General features: G+C 45.4%; 20 protein-coding genes, 1 tRNA gene and 1 riboswitch. Of the genes, 5 read left to right on the forward strand and 16 right to left on the reverse strand.

The features are described 5' to 3' along the window. Positions 1 to 39 precede the first annotated feature (39 nt). From ACKTT1_RS10040 to ACKTT1_RS10050, 3 genes are all read left to right on the forward strand, one after another. On the forward strand, positions 40 to 480 hold the full coding sequence (locus ACKTT1_RS10040; RefSeq protein WP_369018487.1) for a hypothetical protein: 441 nt from the start codon (positions 40 to 42) through the stop codon (positions 478 to 480). A 26-nt stretch (positions 481 to 506) separates the two neighbouring features. Then, positions 507 to 947: a hypothetical protein gene (locus ACKTT1_RS10045; RefSeq protein WP_369018486.1), complete on the forward strand. Its 441-nt coding sequence runs from the start codon at positions 507 to 509 to the stop codon at positions 945 to 947. 94 nt (positions 948 to 1,041) lie between these two features. Next, the gene (locus ACKTT1_RS10050) at positions 1,042 to 1,602 is read left to right on the forward strand and encodes a hypothetical protein (RefSeq protein ID WP_369018485.1); all 561 of its coding nucleotides are present in this window, start codon (positions 1,042 to 1,044) and stop codon (positions 1,600 to 1,602) included. Positions 1,603 to 1,669: 67 nt separating this feature from the next. Here the strand turns inward: ACKTT1_RS10050 and ACKTT1_RS10055 are convergent, their stop codons facing one another. The 6 genes from ACKTT1_RS10055 to ACKTT1_RS10080 form a co-directional block, all read right to left on the reverse strand. Continuing rightward, positions 1,670 to 3,085 (reverse strand): MFS transporter, encoded by a 1,416-nt coding sequence (locus tag ACKTT1_RS10055; RefSeq protein WP_369018484.1) that lies wholly within the window; start codon positions 3,083 to 3,085, stop codon positions 1,670 to 1,672. A gap of 430 nt (positions 3,086 to 3,515) precedes the next feature. Then, positions 3,516 to 4,298, reverse strand: a complete 783-nt coding sequence (locus ACKTT1_RS10060) for a radical SAM protein (RefSeq protein ID WP_369018483.1) — start codon at positions 4,296 to 4,298, stop codon at positions 3,516 to 3,518. Next, the gene (locus tag ACKTT1_RS10065) at positions 4,280 to 4,906 is read right to left on the reverse strand and encodes a class I SAM-dependent methyltransferase (protein ID WP_369018482.1); all 627 of its coding nucleotides are present in this window, start codon (positions 4,904 to 4,906) and stop codon (positions 4,280 to 4,282) included. The genes ACKTT1_RS10060 and ACKTT1_RS10065 overlap by 19 nt, the downstream gene beginning before the upstream one ends. 296 nt (positions 4,907 to 5,202) lie before the next feature. Continuing rightward, the gene (locus tag ACKTT1_RS10070) at positions 5,203 to 6,276 is read right to left on the reverse strand and encodes a Gfo/Idh/MocA family protein (protein ID WP_369018481.1); all 1,074 of its coding nucleotides are present in this window, start codon (positions 6,274 to 6,276) and stop codon (positions 5,203 to 5,205) included. A gap of 173 nt (positions 6,277 to 6,449) precedes the next feature. Next, positions 6,450 to 7,682, reverse strand: a complete 1,233-nt coding sequence (locus ACKTT1_RS10075; protein WP_412709463.1) for an RNA-guided endonuclease InsQ/TnpB family protein — start codon at positions 7,680 to 7,682, stop codon at positions 6,450 to 6,452. Between the two features lie 161 nt (positions 7,683 to 7,843). Beyond that, complete coding sequence (locus ACKTT1_RS10080) at positions 7,844 to 9,220, reverse strand: MATE family efflux transporter (protein ID WP_369018479.1); 1,377 nt, start codon at positions 9,218 to 9,220, stop codon at positions 7,844 to 7,846. Between the two features lie 268 nt (positions 9,221 to 9,488). Then, positions 9,489 to 9,576, forward strand: a riboswitch (cyclic di-GMP riboswitch). 76 nt (positions 9,577 to 9,652) lie between these two features. Here ACKTT1_RS10080 and ACKTT1_RS10085 point away from each other — a divergent pair. Then, positions 9,653 to 10,300 carry a C39 family peptidase gene (locus ACKTT1_RS10085; protein ID WP_412709464.1) on the forward strand — a complete coding sequence of 216 codons (648 nt, stop codon included), beginning with the start codon at positions 9,653 to 9,655 and terminating at the stop codon, positions 10,298 to 10,300. A gap of 73 nt (positions 10,301 to 10,373) precedes the next feature. Here ACKTT1_RS10085 and ACKTT1_RS10090 read toward each other — a convergent pair whose 3' ends face one another. After that, on the reverse strand, positions 10,374 to 11,828 hold the full coding sequence (locus ACKTT1_RS10090; RefSeq protein ID WP_369018477.1) for an ATP-binding protein: 1,455 nt from the start codon (positions 11,826 to 11,828) through the stop codon (positions 10,374 to 10,376). An 80-nt stretch (positions 11,829 to 11,908) separates the two neighbouring features. On the opposite strand from ACKTT1_RS10090, the gene ACKTT1_RS10095 reads away from it, so the two are divergent. Further along, positions 11,909 to 12,367 carry a YbaN family protein gene (locus tag ACKTT1_RS10095; RefSeq protein ID WP_369018476.1) on the forward strand — a complete coding sequence of 153 codons (459 nt, stop codon included), beginning with the start codon at positions 11,909 to 11,911 and terminating at the stop codon, positions 12,365 to 12,367. A 124-nt stretch (positions 12,368 to 12,491) separates the two neighbouring features. On the opposite strand, the gene ACKTT1_RS10100 is transcribed toward ACKTT1_RS10095, so the two are convergent. From ACKTT1_RS10100 to ACKTT1_RS10140, 9 genes are all read right to left on the reverse strand, one after another. Next, positions 12,492 to 12,935 carry a flavodoxin gene (locus tag ACKTT1_RS10100; RefSeq protein ID WP_369018475.1) on the reverse strand — a complete coding sequence of 148 codons (444 nt, stop codon included), beginning with the start codon at positions 12,933 to 12,935 and terminating at the stop codon, positions 12,492 to 12,494. A gap of 209 nt (positions 12,936 to 13,144) precedes the next feature. After that, a complete protein-coding gene (locus ACKTT1_RS10105) occupies positions 13,145 to 13,882 on the reverse strand; it encodes a hypothetical protein (RefSeq protein ID WP_369018474.1) in 738 nt (245 codons plus the stop codon). A 445-nt stretch (positions 13,883 to 14,327) separates the two neighbouring features. Next, positions 14,328 to 14,404, reverse strand: a tRNA-Trp gene (locus ACKTT1_RS10110). Positions 14,405 to 14,579: 175 nt separating this feature from the next. After that, a complete protein-coding gene (locus tag ACKTT1_RS10115) occupies positions 14,580 to 14,846 on the reverse strand; it encodes a hypothetical protein (RefSeq protein ID WP_412709465.1) in 267 nt (88 codons plus the stop codon). Positions 14,847 to 14,884: 38 nt separating this feature from the next. Further along, positions 14,885 to 15,535, reverse strand: a complete 651-nt coding sequence (locus tag ACKTT1_RS10120) for a hypothetical protein (RefSeq protein ID WP_412709466.1) — start codon at positions 15,533 to 15,535, stop codon at positions 14,885 to 14,887. 29 nt (positions 15,536 to 15,564) lie between these two features. Continuing rightward, positions 15,565 to 15,738 (reverse strand): hypothetical protein, encoded by a 174-nt coding sequence (locus ACKTT1_RS10125; RefSeq protein WP_412709467.1) that lies wholly within the window; start codon positions 15,736 to 15,738, stop codon positions 15,565 to 15,567. A gap of 14 nt (positions 15,739 to 15,752) precedes the next feature. Next, on the reverse strand, positions 15,753 to 16,703 hold the full coding sequence (locus ACKTT1_RS10130; RefSeq protein WP_369018471.1) for an ABC transporter permease: 951 nt from the start codon (positions 16,701 to 16,703) through the stop codon (positions 15,753 to 15,755). Next, positions 16,700 to 17,692: an ABC transporter permease gene (locus ACKTT1_RS10135; RefSeq protein WP_369018470.1), complete on the reverse strand. Its 993-nt coding sequence runs from the start codon at positions 17,690 to 17,692 to the stop codon at positions 16,700 to 16,702. Before ACKTT1_RS10135 ends, ACKTT1_RS10130 begins: the two co-directional genes overlap by 4 nt. 11 nt (positions 17,693 to 17,703) lie before the next feature. Further along, positions 17,704 to 19,203 (reverse strand): sugar ABC transporter ATP-binding protein, encoded by a 1,500-nt coding sequence (locus tag ACKTT1_RS10140; protein ID WP_412709468.1) that lies wholly within the window; start codon positions 19,201 to 19,203, stop codon positions 17,704 to 17,706. Positions 19,204 to 19,222: the final 19 nt, after the last annotated feature.

Here is a 19,222-nt window from a genome sequence, read left to right on the forward strand (position 1 = left end):
CAATAATGAACCCAAATCATCAAAAAGGAGAGGAGAACATTGTTCGATCGTAAAGTTCTTCTTGCGCTTATTTTAATAACAGTTATGGGCATATTTTCTCTTGTTGGTTGCAGTACTTCAACCACCACTTTCACCATAGCAAGTAACGACTTTCAAATCTGCGAAAACCTTCTCCTTGCCTGGTATCAGGCCCTCAACGCAAATAATTTTGCCTTAGCCCTATCTTACTGCAAACCAGGAGGAATCATGTTCGATTATACAAATGACCTCTGGAGGCTCAGTATAGAATACCCATTCGCATACGTTTTCTACACAGTAACAGACATTTACGGCCACGAATACATCAACGTCAACATGATCTCCATGTACCACGACTTTTGCAAAGACTTCTACTACAACGGGTGGTACTTTAAAACTGACTGCGAAACTCGTTTCTTAATTCTCTTTGAGAAGGTTTACGGCGAGTGGAAGCTTGCCTAAAAAAAACCTTTGCAGGAGGTGTTTATATGCGTCGCTTAGCCAGTTTTTTGCTTTTTGTGTGCTTTACGCTGATAACCTTTTCCTCTGCTTACGCGGTAACCACAGAAGAGCTTCTTACTCGCATTGAACAGCTCGAACAACGAGTTGCAGAATTAGAAAAACTTCTGCAACCCCCAGAAATAACCGAACAGCAAACGGTCACCTCTGACCAAATCGTGTTTGAGGGGGAAGGTATCCAGAACACAAGACCTTTCACCGTTACCGGAGCGTGGGTTATCGAGTGGCAAGCAGAAGGGAATTTTTTCATGATAACCATTTGCACCAAAGATGGAGATTACGTGGACATTCTGGGCAATGCTAAACGTGGCTCATCATACCAGCCTCAAGGAGGCAGTTACTATCTCCAGGTAAATGCTCTCGGTAAATGGAAAATTGCTATCAAAGAAGAAGGGCAAACGAAAAAGTGATTTTTCTCTTAAAACGCCAAAATGCTCAATAAAAGCACCACCTAAAGCGTTCAGTTTGTGTCAATCACAGAAATCAGGAAAGGAGAGATGCAGCGTGTCTGCCAAGAAAAAGTTATTGATGCTTTTATGCGTTATCATCCTGCTGATGGCATCGGGTATAGCGTTCCCTGCAGAATGGAAAATGGTAGCCCGCACCTACAGTGAAGACACCTTCTTCGTTGACAAATCGTTTGTTGAAGTTATCAGCCTCACCAAGTTCAAAATTATCAAAACCCAGATAAAGCGAGTTCTGGGAACAGATTCCAAAAAGCTGATAGAAAGGCTTTTCAAAGCAATTGCCTGCGCAAACAAAGAACCCTGGCCAGACGAAGCCAGCTACAAAACAGAGGACGGAACCGAGTACACAATAAGGTTGCTCGATGACTACGATGTAGAATATGCCATCTTAAAAGTCTACCTCAATCCCGAAAACTACGGTTACCTCGCCATAGAAGAGCGCTACTACAATCCGCAAGGAAAAGAGATTGGCAAAGCAAAGTTCAGCATACCTTCCACCATCAAAGAAGATTCCTTTACGTACGTATCTCCCTATTCTGCGATAGGGGCCACCATTGATTACTGCGCAGCCTATCTCAAGAAAAAGAACAGGCTATAAGATTTGCTAACCCGGTTTTTCAAAAGATAAAAAACTGCACCGGTAAAAGAGAAAGAACCACAGTGTATCAAGCTCCACCATGCAGGTTGCCCCGGGCGAGAGAGGCAAATATACCCAAAACACAAAGAGAGGCAAAAACCATAAAAGCAACTTTAACACTTGTCAAAAAGAGTGGATAGCGTTCAGGTGTGATCTGGACTCTTCCCATAAATACTGCAAAAATCAACATGGCAATTCCCATGCTGAGCATCTGCCCCACAAGCCGCATGGTAGCCAGAGTGGCCGATGCCACCCCGTAGAACTTTTTTTCAACGGAACTCATGATGGCATTGGTGTTGGGAGAGGAAAAAAGCGCAAACCCAAAGCCCAGGAGCAGCAAGCTGGCCACAATGAAAGTAAGATCTGTGGCATTGCCCAGAAAAGCAAAAAGGAAAAGCCCCAAAGCGGTAAAGGCCATACCCATTGAAGCCACCACTCGGGGTTCAACCCGATCAGAAATTCGGCCTGCAAAAGGCGAAAAGATGGCCATGACCGCAGGCTGGGCTACAAGGATTAAACCTGCACCCTGGGGATTGAAGCCTTTTATGTACTGGAGATACAGGCTCAAAAGAAAGGTCAAAGCGGCAGTAGCACTGTAGTTAATCAGTGCTGCCAGATTGGAAAAAGCAAACACTGTGTTGTTCCTGAAAAGATTCACGTCCAAAACAGGGTGAGCTACCTTCATCTCCCACACCACAAACACCAAAAAGCCCAAAGAACCAGCCAGGACCAACCAGGCTCCAGAAGTATCCGGAAGGAGAGAAAAGCCATATATCAATGCCACCAGGAAACAGGCATAAATCAACGAACCCAGAAAATCAAATTTTTCTCCCCGGGCTTCTGCCCACTCATCCTTAAGCTTCCACAGGGTAAAAACAATGACCAAAAGACCCAGGACAACGTTCAGCCAGAAAAGGCTTCTCCAACCCAGGTACTGGGTCAGAAGTCCTCCCAGAAAGGGTCCTAAGGAAAGGCCCAGATACACGGTCGCCGTGTTTATCCCCAGGGCTCTACCCCGCTCTCCTGGTGGAAAAACCGAAGTCAGAATGGCCACTCCAGTACTGAATATCATTGCCCCACCTGTTCCCTGGAGTACTCGAAAGGCGATAAGCAAAAAAGGAGAATTAGAAACTGCTGCGAGAAAAGAAGCGATGGTATAAATCAGCACACCACAGGTAAAAATCTTCTTTCTCCCATATATATCAGCCAACCTTCCCGAAGGAACCATAAACACTGCTGCAGCCAAAAGGTATGCTGTGGGAATCCAGCCCAGCAAAACTGCGTCCATGGCAAATTCTTTTCCAATGGCGGGAAGGGCCACGTTGATAGAAGAACCCATAAAGGGAGTGAGAAAAGAACCCAGCGTGATGGAAAGCAAAACTGCTCTTTTATAGGAATCAGCGCCTGTTGTAGTTAAAGTGTTTGTAAACATAGCACTCACCATTACAGTTTAACAATTTAAAAAGCCTCTTTTATGAACCCTGCCTTTTTTGAGATAGCAATAAAATAACGCTGCTGAAGACAACTCGAACAGGGCGAAATGCAACCCTTTTACCCGCTACCAGCAAAGCCAAAAGAGTGAAAGAAAATTTTCCTGTTTTCATTCACCTTACGCAGCTACCACCACCTAAACATGGTGGTTTTTTGCACCTCTCCTCTCTGCCACAACAGGTTCTGTCACTTTGCGAGCTAAAAAGATTACCACCGAATACAAAAGGACACCAGAAGGCATCTTGCTCAGTCGCTCGCTGCCACAGCGTTTAAGCTTCCACTTCACTCTTTCCAACGCCTTTGAGAAACTCGGTTATCCTTCCCCAGTCTTCACACCGGTATTCATAAATAGGCGTGCAACCAATCAACTCACTGAAGCACTTTCAGGAATAAATTTTACCCCTTCTTCTCAGGGTATCTTCAGCACTGATTGGTTGGACCGCTTTTTTCTCGACATCGTAGACAGAAACGATGTTCATTCCTTCAAAATAGCTTTTCACCCGCTGAATCTCTTCCCTCGACAACGGTTTTACTTTGCAAGGCCTTAGCGGCGTGTTAATCTGAACTTCATCAGGATTAATCTCTCTCGCAAGTTCAGACAACTTCTCGGCATCATCTTTATTTTCTTCTACAAACATTATCTGCAAAGCGAGCCTTCCTCTATATAAAGACCTGAATTTCTTTATACCATTAAAAATTGCGTCAAAGTTTATCTCTTTCATTGGCTTATTTATCGCTTCCAACGACCCCTGAGAAAAAGCATCTAATTTAGCCATTACAAAATCAGCCAGCAATAGATCTTTCACAACATCTTCTCTATCCATTAAAGAAGAATTTGTGATAACCGCAACTTTTTCTCTCCGCACTTTCTTTACGGACTTTATCATTTCTCCCAGATTTTTCGCCAGGGTAGGCTCGCCTCTACCGGAAAAGGTTATATAGTCGATTCCTATTTCGGGCAAAGAAGAAATCTCTTCCAGAAGATTTTCGGTGGAAACATAAATCTTTCTTTCTGAACTGAAAAAATGAGTCTCCCCTAATTGGCAATAAATACAATCAAATGTGCAAATTTTATCTTTGCAAGACAAAGGATCTATTCCCAAAGAGCTTCCCAATCTCCAGGAAGCAACCGGCCCATAAACGTATTTCAACCTTTTCTTCCGCATATCACCACGAAACTCCCTTTTCCATACCCCTTTTCTGGCTTTTCCACTTCCTTAAGTTCTTCCAAGGGCTGGAAAATGGTTTGATAGGTAACAATTTCATCGAAGTTGTGTCTTTTCAGTAAACCTATAACTTCATCTACTGAATAAAAATTTGCCTTTTCGTAAAACTTGTGTCCCTGCTGCTTTTTTTGTTGATAAAGCCTTCCCAGATAACTATTTTTATCCACGATGCCAATGATTATCTTTCCACCGTCCCTAAGCACCCTTCTCGATTCTGACAATACCAAATCGGGATTGTCTACAAAACACAAAGTAACTACCATCAAGACAAAGTCAAACTCCGCTTCCCCAAATGGTAGCTGTTCGCCCTTGCCCAAAAACGCTTTTACACCACGCTCTTTAGCAATCTCAAGCATCTTCTCTGACGGATCAACACCGAAAGAAACGCCCAGGGGTACTGCAAACCTTCCGGTGCCAACACCAATCTCAAGTCCTTTGCCTCCCCTGGGAACTACCTGTTTCAATGCCTCTATTTCGGATAAATAAGCTAATCTATTTTTGTCGTACCATTCATCATATTCCATCGAATATGAATCAAATATACTCATCAATCTTCCCCCCAAGCCTTTTGAATCTCCATCCAAATACGTACCCCAATTATCACCAAACCACGCCAATCTTTTCGCCAGGCTGAATTATTCTTTGTAATAAGAGTTTCCTACTTGCCCAAGCTCAAACAACACCCATGAGCCCATAAACAGCCTGATGCGCCCACCTCAACAGCAATACGATGCATCAGGGAGTTCCTTGCCTAATTATACAACGGGTTCACGCAATCCCCTGACAAATATGCTTAAACGATACCTTCTCACGCCCGCAGATTCTGAGAAATCACAAAATTACCTCAACATTCCTGCCAGGTACCCTCAGAAATTGAAGCTATACAGCGATCAAGGATTGCCTGATTGCGGAAACCATCTCCAAAAGATGGGATTTCAACCACTTCTCCCCGCAGGGCTCTCACAAAAGCTTCGGTCTGAAAATAGTAATGATCGAAAGAGCCAAAATGAGGCGGACATGGAAAGAGAGCAAAATTGCTCCGAAAGTAGGTATATTCAGTCATCAATGCCGGACAGGCGAGAATTTCCTGGGGTTTTTCAACATCAACCAGGAAGCCACCCTGCTCACCGTTTACCTCCACAGTCAGGGCATTACCCCGACCCGTTGCACAGCGGGACATTTCCGCAGTCAAAAAGGCTCCCCCTTCCACTTCACCCCATACACTTACCGCATCGTCCACAGTAACCTTCTTTTTCTCTCCCGAAACAGGGTCCTTCCTTTCGGAAACGAAAGTCCTGGCGTAAGCCTTAACCCGCAGAATTTTTGATCCGGTGAGAAACTCGACCAGGTCAAAAACATGAGAACCCAGATCACCCAGAACTCCACTCCCTGCCTCCCGGACGTCAAGCCGCCAGCTATAAGGAGCTGAAGGCGAAGAAAGCCAACTCTGGAGGTAGTGGCAACGCAGGTGGTAAATTCTTCCCAGTTTATTTTTGCGCAGAATATCCCGAAGCATCCGAACTGCCGGGACAAAACGGTACGAAAAAGCAACCATGTTGACCAAGTTTCTCTCTTTTGCCAGTCGATAGAGCTCCTTTGCCTCTTCTGCGTTCATGGTGAAGGGTTTCTCACATAAAACATGCTTTTCAGAAAGCAAAGCCCGCTTAACCAAGGGATAATGGGTAGCGTTAGGAGTTGCAATTATCAGCGCCTGAAGAGGCAGCGCAAAAATCTCGTCAGCGCTTGTAGTGAGGTGCGGAACCTGGTATTCGCGTTTTGCCTTTTCCAAACGGGCCTCGTCTGGATCACAAACGGCCTCCACCTGAACATCAGGGGCAAAGTGGCGCAAACTTAGAAAATGACGCTCCCCAATACCACCAAAGCCAATGATTCCTACTTTAATGTTTTTAGAAGACATGCTCTTCATCCTTTCCGCAGAGGTTTTCACGCGTCTTTATCATAACGCTATTTGCAACCAGGAGAAACCAGCTAGGCTCTGAAAAACTTCCACATATACCACTACGCTCCGTAAGAAAAGAGTAAAATTCGCAACAACGTGACGTCCTCCCCTCAATAAATTGAGGGGCATCCTCAAGCGGATGTGCGCAAAGGTTTACCCTCGCGCTTCGGTTCGGCGACGCCGTGCCATCCCAAGAGGTATGACACGACCGCGGGCCGCGCCACTCGGCCACTACTCCCCTTCACGGGAGATACCTGATGCACCCTCTCGAAGATGTTCAGGGCACCATTTACATCCGCCTGTGCCCTCCACCCACAGGGACATATATACAAACCCCGATATCTCCGGTTGGAAGGCATAACCTTCCCGCAGGCGTGACAGGCAATGGAGGTGCTCTTCTCTTCTACATCGTCACGGATTGTGACCCCCACTAGGGCACCTTTATATCTCAGCATGTTGATCAGCTTCCGGTACGGCCAGGCATGCAACCGCTGGTTCAGCCGGTCTCCATAGTCAACGCTCTCTCGGATTCCGTTAAGGTCCCCTATAGCTATTTCTTTTACACCCCGCCGCATGCACTCCCCAATAAAATGAGAGGTGGCTATGTGCAGTAAGTGCTCCACCTGTCTTCTTTCCCGGTGTGTTATCTCCTCCCACCTCCGTGAGTTCTGCTTAAGACTGGCCCGTACCTTCTGCCAGTACCGTCTTATGGTTTTGATCTGCCTGCCAGAGTAGAGCATTACTGTGCCATCATCAAAGGCACAGGCTATGAGAACCGTCTCCCCAAGGTCCACCGCTACCCTCCCCGTCCCGTTGTTCTCACAAGCCTTAACTTCCACCACCAGACGGGCCTCTATTCGCCTGGAAACCTTGTCGTAGGTAATGGAAAGTTCCCGCACCCGTTCGTACTCCACGCCAGGACGGTGAGATATCCGGAAGGTGACTTCTCTTACCCCGTCTTCCCGGCCGCTACCCAGACTCAATGTAACTTTATCCCCTTTCACTTTGAAGCCGCTCTGCACGTACTTAAGTGGCGAAAGCTGACCCTTACGGCGGAAGCCGGGAGCCCCATGCTGCGTGAGACCCTTTTTCTTGAGGGCAAAGAAAGACTTGTATGCTTCCCGTACTTCGTCCCGGGTGAGTTGCACTGACACCGAGTAGTACCCTTTGGCCCTGGGTAGCTCCTTTAAAATGCGGTTGAGGTTCTTCCGAGAAATATTTACCCTTCCGGTTTCTTTGTACTCTTTCCGCAGATGCCACAAAAGCCCGTTGTAGACCTTGGTGGCACAAAACATGGCATCCTTCAGAACAGCTTCAGTCTGCGGGTCCGCATGGATTTGGGCTTTGAGTGTGATTAGAGGCACTCATTCGCATCCTTCTTCTATTTTTTGAGCTTCGATATACCGACTGATAGTATCACTAGAAACCTGTCCCGCTGTAAATGCTAGGGTGAGGGGGTCCGTGTATCCCCTCAATAAATTGAGGGGGATTACTGCCCCCTCGCACTCCCCCATATCTCTAAAAATTATGACGACGCATGTAAGTACTCAAAGTCTTGCTTTAACTTGTTTACTGTAAATCTGCCCCAGACAAAGGTGATACAGGCAGAAGTAGCATTTCCTACCACTATTCCTGCCCATACTCCCACAAGCCCCATTTCCATGGTGAACACAAAAAGCCAGGAAAAGAGTACCTGCATGATGATGGTTCTCATAACGGTAACGACCAGGCTTTTCTCACCCCGACCAATCCCCTGGAACATTGAAGAAGTAAACATCCCAAAGGGAACTCCCGCCAGAAAAAGGCTAAGCAAACGTAGAGCTTTCACCAAATCATCGTAGATGCTTGCACCCGCTTCTGAATAAGTAAAGACCCTCCCGATGAAAGGTGCCAGCGCCAGAATAACCAGCGTTACGACAACTCCTATAAGCAAACCCAGCTTCACAGCGTAAAGGTACGCTGTCTCTAGTTTTCCTCCGTTCTTTTCCCCAAACGCTGCACCGGTGACTGAGGTAACAGCCATCGCCATGCCAATAAGGGGAACCGTGCCGAAATTGATAACCCTCCAAGCACTGGTAAAAACTGCTACTCCGTAATCGCCACCTGCTTTTACCGCAAATACATTAAGTACGTAGATTGCCACCGACATGCTGATTTGAGCCAGCGATGCAGGAATACCTATTCGCAAAATTTGTCTTAAAATGTTTGAATCCCACCGGTAGCGAAAGGTTACATAAGTATCCTTTTTAAAATACAGCCAGTACGCAATCAGTAAGGTGGAAATGGCTATGGATAAAACCGTCGCATAGGCAGCACCTTTTACTCCCAAGCCCAGCACATAAATGAAAACGGGATCCAGTGCAATGTTCAGAAGCGATCCTGTAGCGATGGCAAACATAGGCCTTTTAGCGTCGCCTTCGCCCCTTAAAACACCGTTGGCTACGTTGTTGAACATCAAGAGAGTAATAGCATAAATCAGCACCGTGGCGTAACCCATGGCAAAATCGAGTGTTTCGCCACTTGCACCTGCAAACTTGAGAATAGAACCTATGCTCGGAAAAAGTAAAAAAGTAGCGATCACACCAATGATAACGGACAAAACCATGGAAAGAGAAGCGGCAGTGTCAGCACCTGCTTTGTTTTTCTCGCCGATTTTTTGCGCCACCACAGAACTTGCACCAACCCCAACACCAGCAGCCAGCGCAATGACGATCATAAAGAGGGGGAAAACCAGACCTATCGCAGCCAGGGCCTGAGGTCCAAGCCCGGCTACCCAGATGCCGTCTGCCAGGTTGTAAATGGTCTGTACCAGCATCGCAAACATCATGGGAATAGAAAGTTTCACAATGGCTTTCCTGGGGTCTCCTCTGAGCAGTTTGGTTCCCCTGGTTTCTCGCTCCATTTGCGCTCACCCCATTTCTCTAAAAGAGCCAAAAGCCGTAAAAACCTCATTTGAAAGTATTTTCTTTGAAACAAACTTTTTTTGCAAACCAATGAGGAAGTAAGAAAAAGATAATTCAAAAAATCTGGATACCCTTTAAAATTTTTAAAAAAATTCCTCTTACACCCCTAAAGTTTTTTTACTTTTTGCCGATATATTGTAATGAAGGCAAAAGTTGAAAGAACAGATTTTCTTTTGAACCTTTAAAATCGAAAGGATTTTTTTCAGGAGAATGAAAGGGCAAACTCTCCGAAAGGAGAGGGCGCAAAGCTTCGGGCCTAAAGCGCAAAGAGCGCTAAGGTGGCTGAGCTGCCAAGTCTCCTTATTTTTGTGGAGCTTGCGAAGCGCCCTCACTTCCTGGAGGGGAAAAGCCCAAACGGGAGGTGAAGGGCAATGAAAAAAAGGTTAACCCTATTAGGTTTTATTGCAGGTTTAGTAGTAGTTTTGCTTGTAGCTGGTTGCTCCACAACCTTTAATATCCCTCTGGATGGCAGCACATCCCTTCCCACGGGAAAGTTTCTGGAAAACAGCGCTTCCCGGGTTCTTCTGGATGTTCCTTTTCTTCCCCAGGTTCCACCTGGTGACTGGTCGAACACTCGAAACTGCGGCGTGGCTTCGGCAGTTATGATTAAAGCGTACTACTTTGGCAGCACCCCAACCCCAGAAGATATTATCGAGGCTGACCAGTGGCTTCATAACCGATTCGGCCTTCCTTTGAATGGTGGAAATGGAGATTACACCAACGTGTTCCAGATTCGGGCCTGGTTAGAGCAGGAAGGAGTCCCAACCAGAATAGGCATGGGCAATCTGGAAGTACTGCGCAAGTTGCTTTCGGAAGGAAAGCCTGTCCTGGTTGCCGTATATTCCAACATGAACCCGGCAGGTGGGGCAAAGCACGCTATGGTGGCCGTGGGTATAGACAATGCCAACATCTACGTCAACGACCCGGGTAAGGTTAATGGCAAAAACAATACTTATCCTATTTCTCAGTTTCTTGCTGCCTGGTCGGCCCAGAACAACTGGTATGTTACTATAGAGTAAAAGTTTTGATAAATTCAACTACAGTGTTCAGAAATGGAGAAACTTTAAATATAATGCCTATTTTCAAGACACTTTATTGGTTTACCAGAAACAACCTCTCAAGGTCTATTAGCTTTACTTCATCGCTTTCTTCCAGATTTTCAAAGCCACTTTTTGAGAAAAGGTAGTATATTATCGAAAAATCGCTCACCTGAAGATCTTTCAGAAGGTATGGAACTTTACTTCTAAGCTTGTTCAAAACACGAATGTCCACTCTTTTATTTGTCCATTTACATTTACCCACATAAAGTGTTTTTCCCTTAATAGCCACTACATCAATCTCTATTTCTTTATTCCACCATCTACCAACTTTCTCCACTCCCTCTCTTTTGATTAAATATTGGCGAGCTACCTTTTCAAAAGTGAAAGAAACGTGTTGATCCAGGGTAGCAGTTATTCTTCGCAGCGCTTCTTCTTTCAGATTCCTATATATTAATTCTTGGTTTGGATAAATGTATCTGAAATAAAACCTTAAATACTCGTCAGACAGGTAATAATGAGGTTTGCGTTTCGGTTTTCTGTTAATAAAAAATGGGAACTCCTTATTTACGAACTTCAATTCCATCAGTCTCGAAAGATACATGCCGATGCTTTTGTAATCCACGCCAGAAATATCTGCAATTTCACTGGGTACCGTTTTGCCTTGAGCTATTGATTGAAGTATCGAATAATAGTTGGAAGGATCCTTAAATTCTTCAAGAGTCAGAAATTTTCCTTCCTCAACCAGATACTCACCGGCAGTGAGGACTTTTTCTGTTAAAGCCGTATAAAAATCCCTGTAACCAGAAAATTCAAGGAGATAGAGAGGAATCCCATCGGTGACACTGTACGCCTTCACAAAATCCCTTGTAGACTCAAAATTCAAAAATTTTACAGATTCAAAAAAGTCGAGAGGTAGTACCTGATATTGTCCTGTCCTTCTACCATAGATGGGGCTGTTCCTTGTGAGTACAATTTTTTCGATCATTCCGATATACGAACCACAAAGAATCATCTTAACTCCTAATTTCGAAAAAATCTCATCCCACCACCTTTGAAGAACGCTCGTAAAACTTTCATCACGCATGGGAATATACTGGAACTCATCAAAAACAACCACTTTTAAATCTCTTTTAGCTTCAAACACGTTCTTTAAAAATCCAAAGAATTCATCCCAAGAAGAAATTCGCAAGGTAGACGGAAGCGCCAGAATGCTTTTTATCTCATCCAAAAAACGATTCATCAGGTGAATGCTGCTTGAAAGGTCTGCAGTGAAAAATAAAGCTTTTTCAAGGCAATTTTGAAGAAGAAAAGTTTTCCCCACGCGGCGTCTTCCATATATAACAAGCAACTCCGCCTTATTGCTTGAAAGCTTTCGCTTCAGAAACTCACATTCCTTTTCCCGATTAATAAACATTTTTACTACCCCTTTGTATAGTATATCATAGAATACCAAATATAAATTTTTTAACTTTAAATTTTCTAAATCTAAATTTAGAAAATCTACCAAGGGAAACACAATTCTTAAACTACCGCAATCTGCCCAATTTCTTGCATATCCTTTTTCTCTCCAGTATTATTTTTTTCGTTATGAAAGAAGCTAAAAATGCTCAGCTTCCTGGTTTTTCTTCTGAGGAGATAAATAAAGCACGCTCTAAACTCGTTAGAACTCTTCTGATTATTGCAGGAACATTTTTTGTGGGGCTCGGGATTGCTGGTATACTCTTACCCCTTTTGCCCACCACGCCTTTTCTTCTTCTGGCTACAGCATGCTACGCCAGAGGGTCACCAAGATTTTACCACTGGCTCCTCAACAATAAGCGGTTTGGAAACTACATTAAGAATTACCGCGAAGGAAACATTCCATTAAAAGCAAAATTTTTAACCATTGCTGTTTTGTGGGCTACAATAGCGACTTCCTACGTTGTGGTCTCCAAAACCTGGGTCCGGATCACTCTAATCCTTATAGCCATGAGCGTTACTGTACACATTCTTTCCATTGGCAGGTTCTATCCCCGAAAAAAAACGAACAGGGCCTTAAAAAACTAACTCAGATTGTGCTGCTTTGCTGGAAACAACTTTCAAAGCCCGTCAACCGTTACCATACCAATCCGTATGTTTCATAACTCTTTTCACTTCAAAATCGTCGCTACCCAACGGGAAACTTTTTCACTCAACTCACTTCCTCCACATCATAGACAACCAATTCTTCCAAAACCGCTGCATCCGGGCACAGCCTTTTTATGTCCTCTACCACTCTCTGCTTCCCACCGCCACCATGAGTTATGAAAGGCGCAATCTTTTTTCCAGAGAGCGCGTACTGGGAAAGAAAAGTAGCCACAGGTGGTGCCACCGCTCCCCACCAATTTGGTGTTCCAAGAAAAATGACGTCGTATTCCTCGACACCTTCAATTTTCGTTTTCAAGGGAGGTTTGTAGCCTGGTTTGTAGCCTGCCTTTATCTCTTTTCTCGCCTGCTCAGTAGTTTCTCTGTAAGACGAGGGGTAAGGCATCTCAGGAATCAGCTCGACGATTTCTCCCTCAGTTAATTCTCGAATCAACCTGGCTATCTTGCGCGTGTTGCCAGACCAACTGTAATAAACTATCAAGGGTTTCATGCTTTATCCCTCCGTTTTTGATATAGCACTGAGTGAAATAAATTTACCCAATTGTATTCGTTTTTGGCGTTTCTCCTCACTCAACGAGTTCCGCCATTATAACAAAACCCCCGTAAAGGTATTGTGCCCTCACGAGGAGTCCGCTCTCGTCAAAAGACGCTCTGAAACACTCCTGACTGTTGAAATAGATAACAGAATCTACGCCGTACTCACTCTGTTCGTTCTGCCAAACCAAAGCGATTTCTGGAATCTCCAGAATTACATCTTTTTTTCAAGAGTTCCGGATGCACGTAGAAAGGCCCAAACGAGGGAACACCCATTACTTCTTCTGAAGGTAAGGACATACCAGAGTAGAACTGCACAACCCTGTATCTGGCGATTTCACCTTGAACGCTTGAAAGTTCATAGCTGCCACTTCCTGCAGGCGAGGTGACCCCGTAGGAAGTAATGTAAATGTCGTAAGTATGACTTTCTTGAGCAACAAGGGGAAATTCATTGACTCTGGGCCAGTCAATGTATAGATGTTTTAAGTATTGACTGTACACCACACCTGACCCTTCATGCTGTCTGGTAAGGTACTGAAATCTTTGAACGAGCCCCTCAGTTGACATCCAAATGTCCGTAGAAGAAACATCCTCTTCTATGCCTACCCAGATGGAGTTCTCTGAGACAGCACCACCTCTTACTACAATGCCCTGTTGGGCAAGCACGTCAGCCTGATTAAGTAAATCCTGGATCGCATCGGGATGCAGGAACACCAAAAGTGGCATCACCTTAAAGGGTTGAACCATTATCTGATAAGTGGAAAGGTTGGTGAGAACAAGGAATTCGATTCCCCATACCTCACTGTTTTCCAGGTTCGTGACAACATTGATCCTGAAACCACTTCCCGAAGCGGCGCTTGCCCCAATCGACCGAGAACCGCCTTCTTGCTGATAGATCAGCACAAGACCAGGCTTAACCCATTCGGGAACAGGATATTCCCTCGGAAGAAGAAGTGAAAGATCCGCTTGCGCAAAAGCTGTTATGCAGTTATCGTGAACAGCATCATCACTACTAACAGCACTAAAATGCCGTACAGTCTCATGTTACTTCCTCCTCCTTGTTTTCACCATAGCTTTATTATAAAGCCACGAAATCAGCTTCAAGAAAAAGCTGGTTTTGCTTATGTTTTGGGCCACATCGTAAATAAGAAACTCTTTTGTTACAAAAATTCCGGTTGCGCTCTTTCAAAGCTACAACCACCGTGGGAAAGGTAATTTCTACCAAAAGTGTAAACCAAGAAAAAAGAAAGTGCCAAAAATGAAATAAACCTTAAAAGGCTGGCTTTTTGCAAGGTTTCCCTATTGGAATTTTCGCAAGGAAGTCATTCGCTGGAAGCCTCATGAATTCTGGCAGGCCCGGCAGGATTCGAACCTGCAACCCCCGGATTTGGAGTCCGGTGCTCTAGCCATTCGAGCTACGGACCTACCTTCACAAGCAAAATATACCCCAAAAGCGGTTTCCTGTCAACAACATGTTTAAATTAATATCATGCGGGGACACCTAATAAGTCCAGTCTCTTCTAAATATCTCCAGGCTCTTCTTCCTAAACCCCAGTGTGGCTTTTTTATTATACTACTTCATTTACCTTTCTAAGTGAAACTACATGGTTTCCAGTTCAATCTCATCATCATAGTAGTTCCAGAACTCCTCCCAGAAAGTGCGGTTCAGTTTCTCCATCATTCCATCGAGTTTTGGAGAGTGAGGAGGAAGCACCAACAGTTTGAGGTTCCTCCCTTTACAGGCTTCTTCAAATTCACCATAAAACTCGCTTCCCCCATCCACCGGTATGGCTTTTATTGGAAAGGGACGGTGCTCAAGCAACTCTTCCAGGAAGTTCTTAGCCAGATCGATCTTCTTGCAAATCAAAAATTTTCTAAAAACCAGAGAAAAGAGCTAAAGATACTCTATATCGGCGAGTACTGCCCACCTGGGGTGGAGTACTTTTTAGCCTGCACAATCCCTTCAAAAACAATACTTTGGACTTCGAAGTACCCACGTTTCTTCTCTCCACCTTCGCCCTCACTCATCACTAATCCCCAACCAGAACCATCGGTGTAGACCCAGCCAAAGGTTTTTGCCGGAAGCCAAGTATACCAGAAAGGTTTCCCTCTTTCATCGAGGTTATACGGAGCCTTGGGCCATATACAAAGAGGAGTCACCACCACGTGGTAGGAAGCTCCAGGAACAAGACCCTGAAGGGTAAAGCTTTGTGGATCTGCCTGAAGGTAGAAGAGGTACTTGGGATCAGGAACGTACTGGGCGGGGTAGTCGCGGAAAAAGACTGGGTAATTGTAACGAATGTCCTTGGTCCAGTATGCCGAGGACAAGGGTTTCGATGGTTCAACAATGGAAATCCGATATCCCACTACAATACGCTTTACAGGCAGGTAGTAGAAAGTTATACCACCGGCTGCACCTTGGTCGGATTCAAAAATGGATTCTACTTCAGCCTCGAAGGGAGAAAAGGAAAGGGTCGCTTCTCCATCGAAACTCTGCGAGAAAGCAAAGGAAGAACAGAGCACAAAAAACAGGAAAGCTAACAACGCTTTTAGCATAAGGGAACACCTCCCAAACGGTAAGACAATCAACCTTCAAAAAACATATCTTTAAGTTCATACCCCTTAATATCATGTGATACATCTGATAAGTCCAATTTCTCCCAAATACTTTTAGGCTTCTCCGTCCCAAATTTTTCTTCTTGCAGGTTACAAGTCACCTTTGCTTGTTTCCAAAGACTGACGGTGTCTTCTAAAAACACTTTTAACGTCCATTTTATACCTCAACCCCTCCAATCATCCGGTTAACAGCGATAACTCCCAGTAAGATAAGACCCCACAGAGCACTGGCAAGGTGCGAACTCAAGCCCAGAAGGTTAAACCCGGTAGCGACAACCTGGAGAACAACAATAGAAACCACCACCCCAGGAAGACGCCCAAATCCTCCCGCTGGATCCACACCTCCCAAAACACAGGCCAAAACGGTAAGCAGGAGATACGATTCTCCATAATCAGCCTGGGCAGCATTGAAGCGAGAAATCATGACCAGCCCTGCAACGCCAGAAAGAAAGCTGGACAGAAAGTAAGTTTTAAAAAGCACCAGAGCATTGTCAACTCCAGCAAAGAGAGTCGCTGTAGGGTTTGAACCAAGAAGGTATACATAGGTCCCAAAGCGCGTCCTGGTAAGAAGAAGGTACAGGGAAAAAGCACAGATGAAAAAGATTACAAAAGGCATGGGGATACCCAGGATAGTCCCATTTCCCAGGAAAAGAAAACTATCTGGAAAGCCAGCAATAACATAACCCCTGGTGAGAACCAGGGACACCCCCCGAATAAAAATCATAAGTCCCAAAGTAGCGATAATGGCTGGAACATTAACCCAGGCAATGAGAACTCCCTTGAGAACCGCAAAAAGCAGTACAAAAGAGAGGCCAAACAGCATGGCCAAGGGAACTGAAAAACCACTTCGAGTCATACCTATGGCAGCAACAACGCCACAAAGGTTTGCCGTAGCAATGACGGAAAGGTCGATTCCTCCGGTAAGCATTGGAGTTATCTGAGCAAGAGTTAAAATGCCCAAAAGTGGCAACTGGAAGGCAATGGACTGGAGGCTTTCCAAACCAAGCAGTCTCCCCCTGGTCAAAATCCCTAGAAGAACAATTAAGAAAGTGACCACAGCTACCAGAACTGCAGACTGCATTTCTCGCCTTCCCAATTTATCCGTCATGTCCGCCCTCTCCTCTTTTGCTCAAGGTTCTGCTGATAGGCACTCAAAGTGGCAGCAAGAACAATAATGAGTCCCATGATAACCTGGTGCCAGTACGCTGAAGCCCTAACCAGAATGAGACCATTTTTGATAAAGGCGATAAAAAGGACGCCTAAAACTACCCCAAGGGGAGATCCGGCGCCACCAAAAACACTTGCCCCTCCCAGGATTGCTGCTGCCAGAACATCGAGCTCTCGACCCACAATAGCGTTGGGTTGAATCATCTGATTGAGTTCTGCGTGCACAAAACCAGCAAGGCCAGCAAGAAGACCAATGTAGCAGTATACGAAAAGCTGGATTCGAAAGATGTTGAACCCGGCTCGGCGAGCAGCTTCGCTATTTCCTCCCAGAGCGTAAACTTTCCGACCAATGGGGAGATATTTCAAAATGACCCAGGTTGCAAAAGCAATCAGGAACCACACCACTGTAAAAATAGAGAGTCCGTAGTCCACTCCCTTTTCAGAAACCAGGGTAAGCACCTTCAAACGTGCAAAATCCCGAAAAGGTGCTGGAAAACCATAAATCCACTTCCCCTTGCTGATCACCATCAAAAGGCCGTAGAAAACGTTGAGGTTAGAAATGGTGATGATAACCGGGTGCACCCGGGTTCGGTTCACCAAAAAAGCGTTGAAAGCCCCAAGCGCTATACCTATAGGAATGGGGATTAAAAAAGCCAGAAAGACACTTTCCACCATGTATCTGGTGATGATGACTCCCATGACGTATTGGGCCACAGTGGCAATGGCCGTGAAGGAAACATCAATCCCTCCAGAAATCAAAACCACAAGTTCTCCTAAAGCTACAATACCCAGGAAAGAGTTATTGCGTAGTACATCGAAGAGGTTTTCCGCAGTAAGAAATTTAGGATTCAAAAGAAAAAGAACTACAGAAAGAGCAACCACAACACCTGCCAGATACGTTTCCGTTTTACCAGCAATACGCTGCAGCAAAGTGATCGCCTCTATCCAACGATTTCTTTCCGAAGTTCCTCTTCGGTAACTTCCCCAGGCTTATACTCCCGAATGATACGCCCCTCCCTCATGACCAGAATTCGGTGGCAAATTTGAAGGACCTCATGTTCCTCATCCGAAATTAAGATGATGCCAATGCTCTTATCCCTGGCAAGAGTAAGGATCACTTCGTAAATGCTTTCTTTCGCTGCCACATCAACTCCATGGGTGGGGGTATCAAGAATGAGAATCCGTGGAGCGGTGAGAATCCACCGGGCAAGAACAACTTTTTGCTGGTTACCCCCCGAGAGAGCGCGAACTGGCGCATCTACTGCCGGAGCTTTTATGCCAAAGTCCCGAACGGCTCTATTGGCCACGGAAAGCTTTTTCAACGGATGTAAAAAACCCAGGCGCTCCACAAGCTTATCAAGAATGGTCACCACAATGTTGTCAGCCACAGGTTGATCGAGAATCAGGCCCTGGAGAAGCCTGTTTTCCGGCACATAACCAATGCCCTGCCGGATGGCATCACGGTTGGAACGAAAAGTAACCTCCCTACCCTCGAGGAAAATCTTGCCTGAATCAGGGGGATTGAGCCCAAACAGGGTTAAGGCAAGCTCAGTTCGACCCGAACCCCGGGGACCAATAAGGCCCAGAATCTCTCCTCGGTGAAGGCTAAAGTTAACGTCGTTATACTCACCTCTCCGGGTAAGGTTTTCTATCCTGAGAATCTCTTCTTCACTCCTTAAAGGAGCAATAAGAGACTGAGCAGCGATTTCTTTTCCAGTCATCAAAAAAGAAAGGTGAGCCTTGTTAAGTTCCTCCTTCGGGAAAGTGCCCACTTTCACCCCATCCCGGAGAACTGTCACTCGATCACTTATTTCAAGAACCTCGTCAAGACGATGGCTTATGAAAACAAAAGCAATGCCTTGAGCCTTCAACTCGCGGATGAAACCAAAAAGACGCTGTACCTCCCGAAAAGTTAGTGAAGCTGTCGGTTCATCAAGAATAATGAGCTTTGCTTCACTCGCTATCGCCCGACATATGGCCACAAGCTGCTGGTCAGCAAAGGGCAGTCTTCCCAGGATAGCACGGGGGTCAATGTTGATACCAATTCGCTCAAATACTTCTTTTGCCCGCCGCTCTATATCGCTCCAGGAAACAAACTTCTGATTCCTCTCAATATACTCATGGGCAAAAATGTTCTCAGCCACTGAAAGGTTAGGAAAGAGGGAAAGGTCCTGATACACCACATGGATCCCCAGGTGAAAAGCAAGGTAAGGAGTAAGGCGGGGAACTCTTCGCCCCTCAACAACAATTTCTGCTCCCGGCTCAGGTTGAACAACGCCAGTAGCGATTTTCACCAGAGTGCTCTTGCCCGAGCCGTTCTCTCCCACCAGCCCGTGGACCTCACCCCGAAGGACTGAAAAATCCACATCCCGGAGAGCGACTACGCCTCCATATCGCTTGCTTACGCGAGAAAGAGAAAGAACCAAAGAAGCCGCAGACACAAATTTCACCTCAAAGAAA

Origin of the sequence: Atrimonas thermophila (assembly GCF_045864955.1) — a bacterium.
GTDB lineage: Bacteria > Atribacterota > Atribacteria > Atribacterales > Thermatribacteraceae > Thermatribacter > Thermatribacter velox.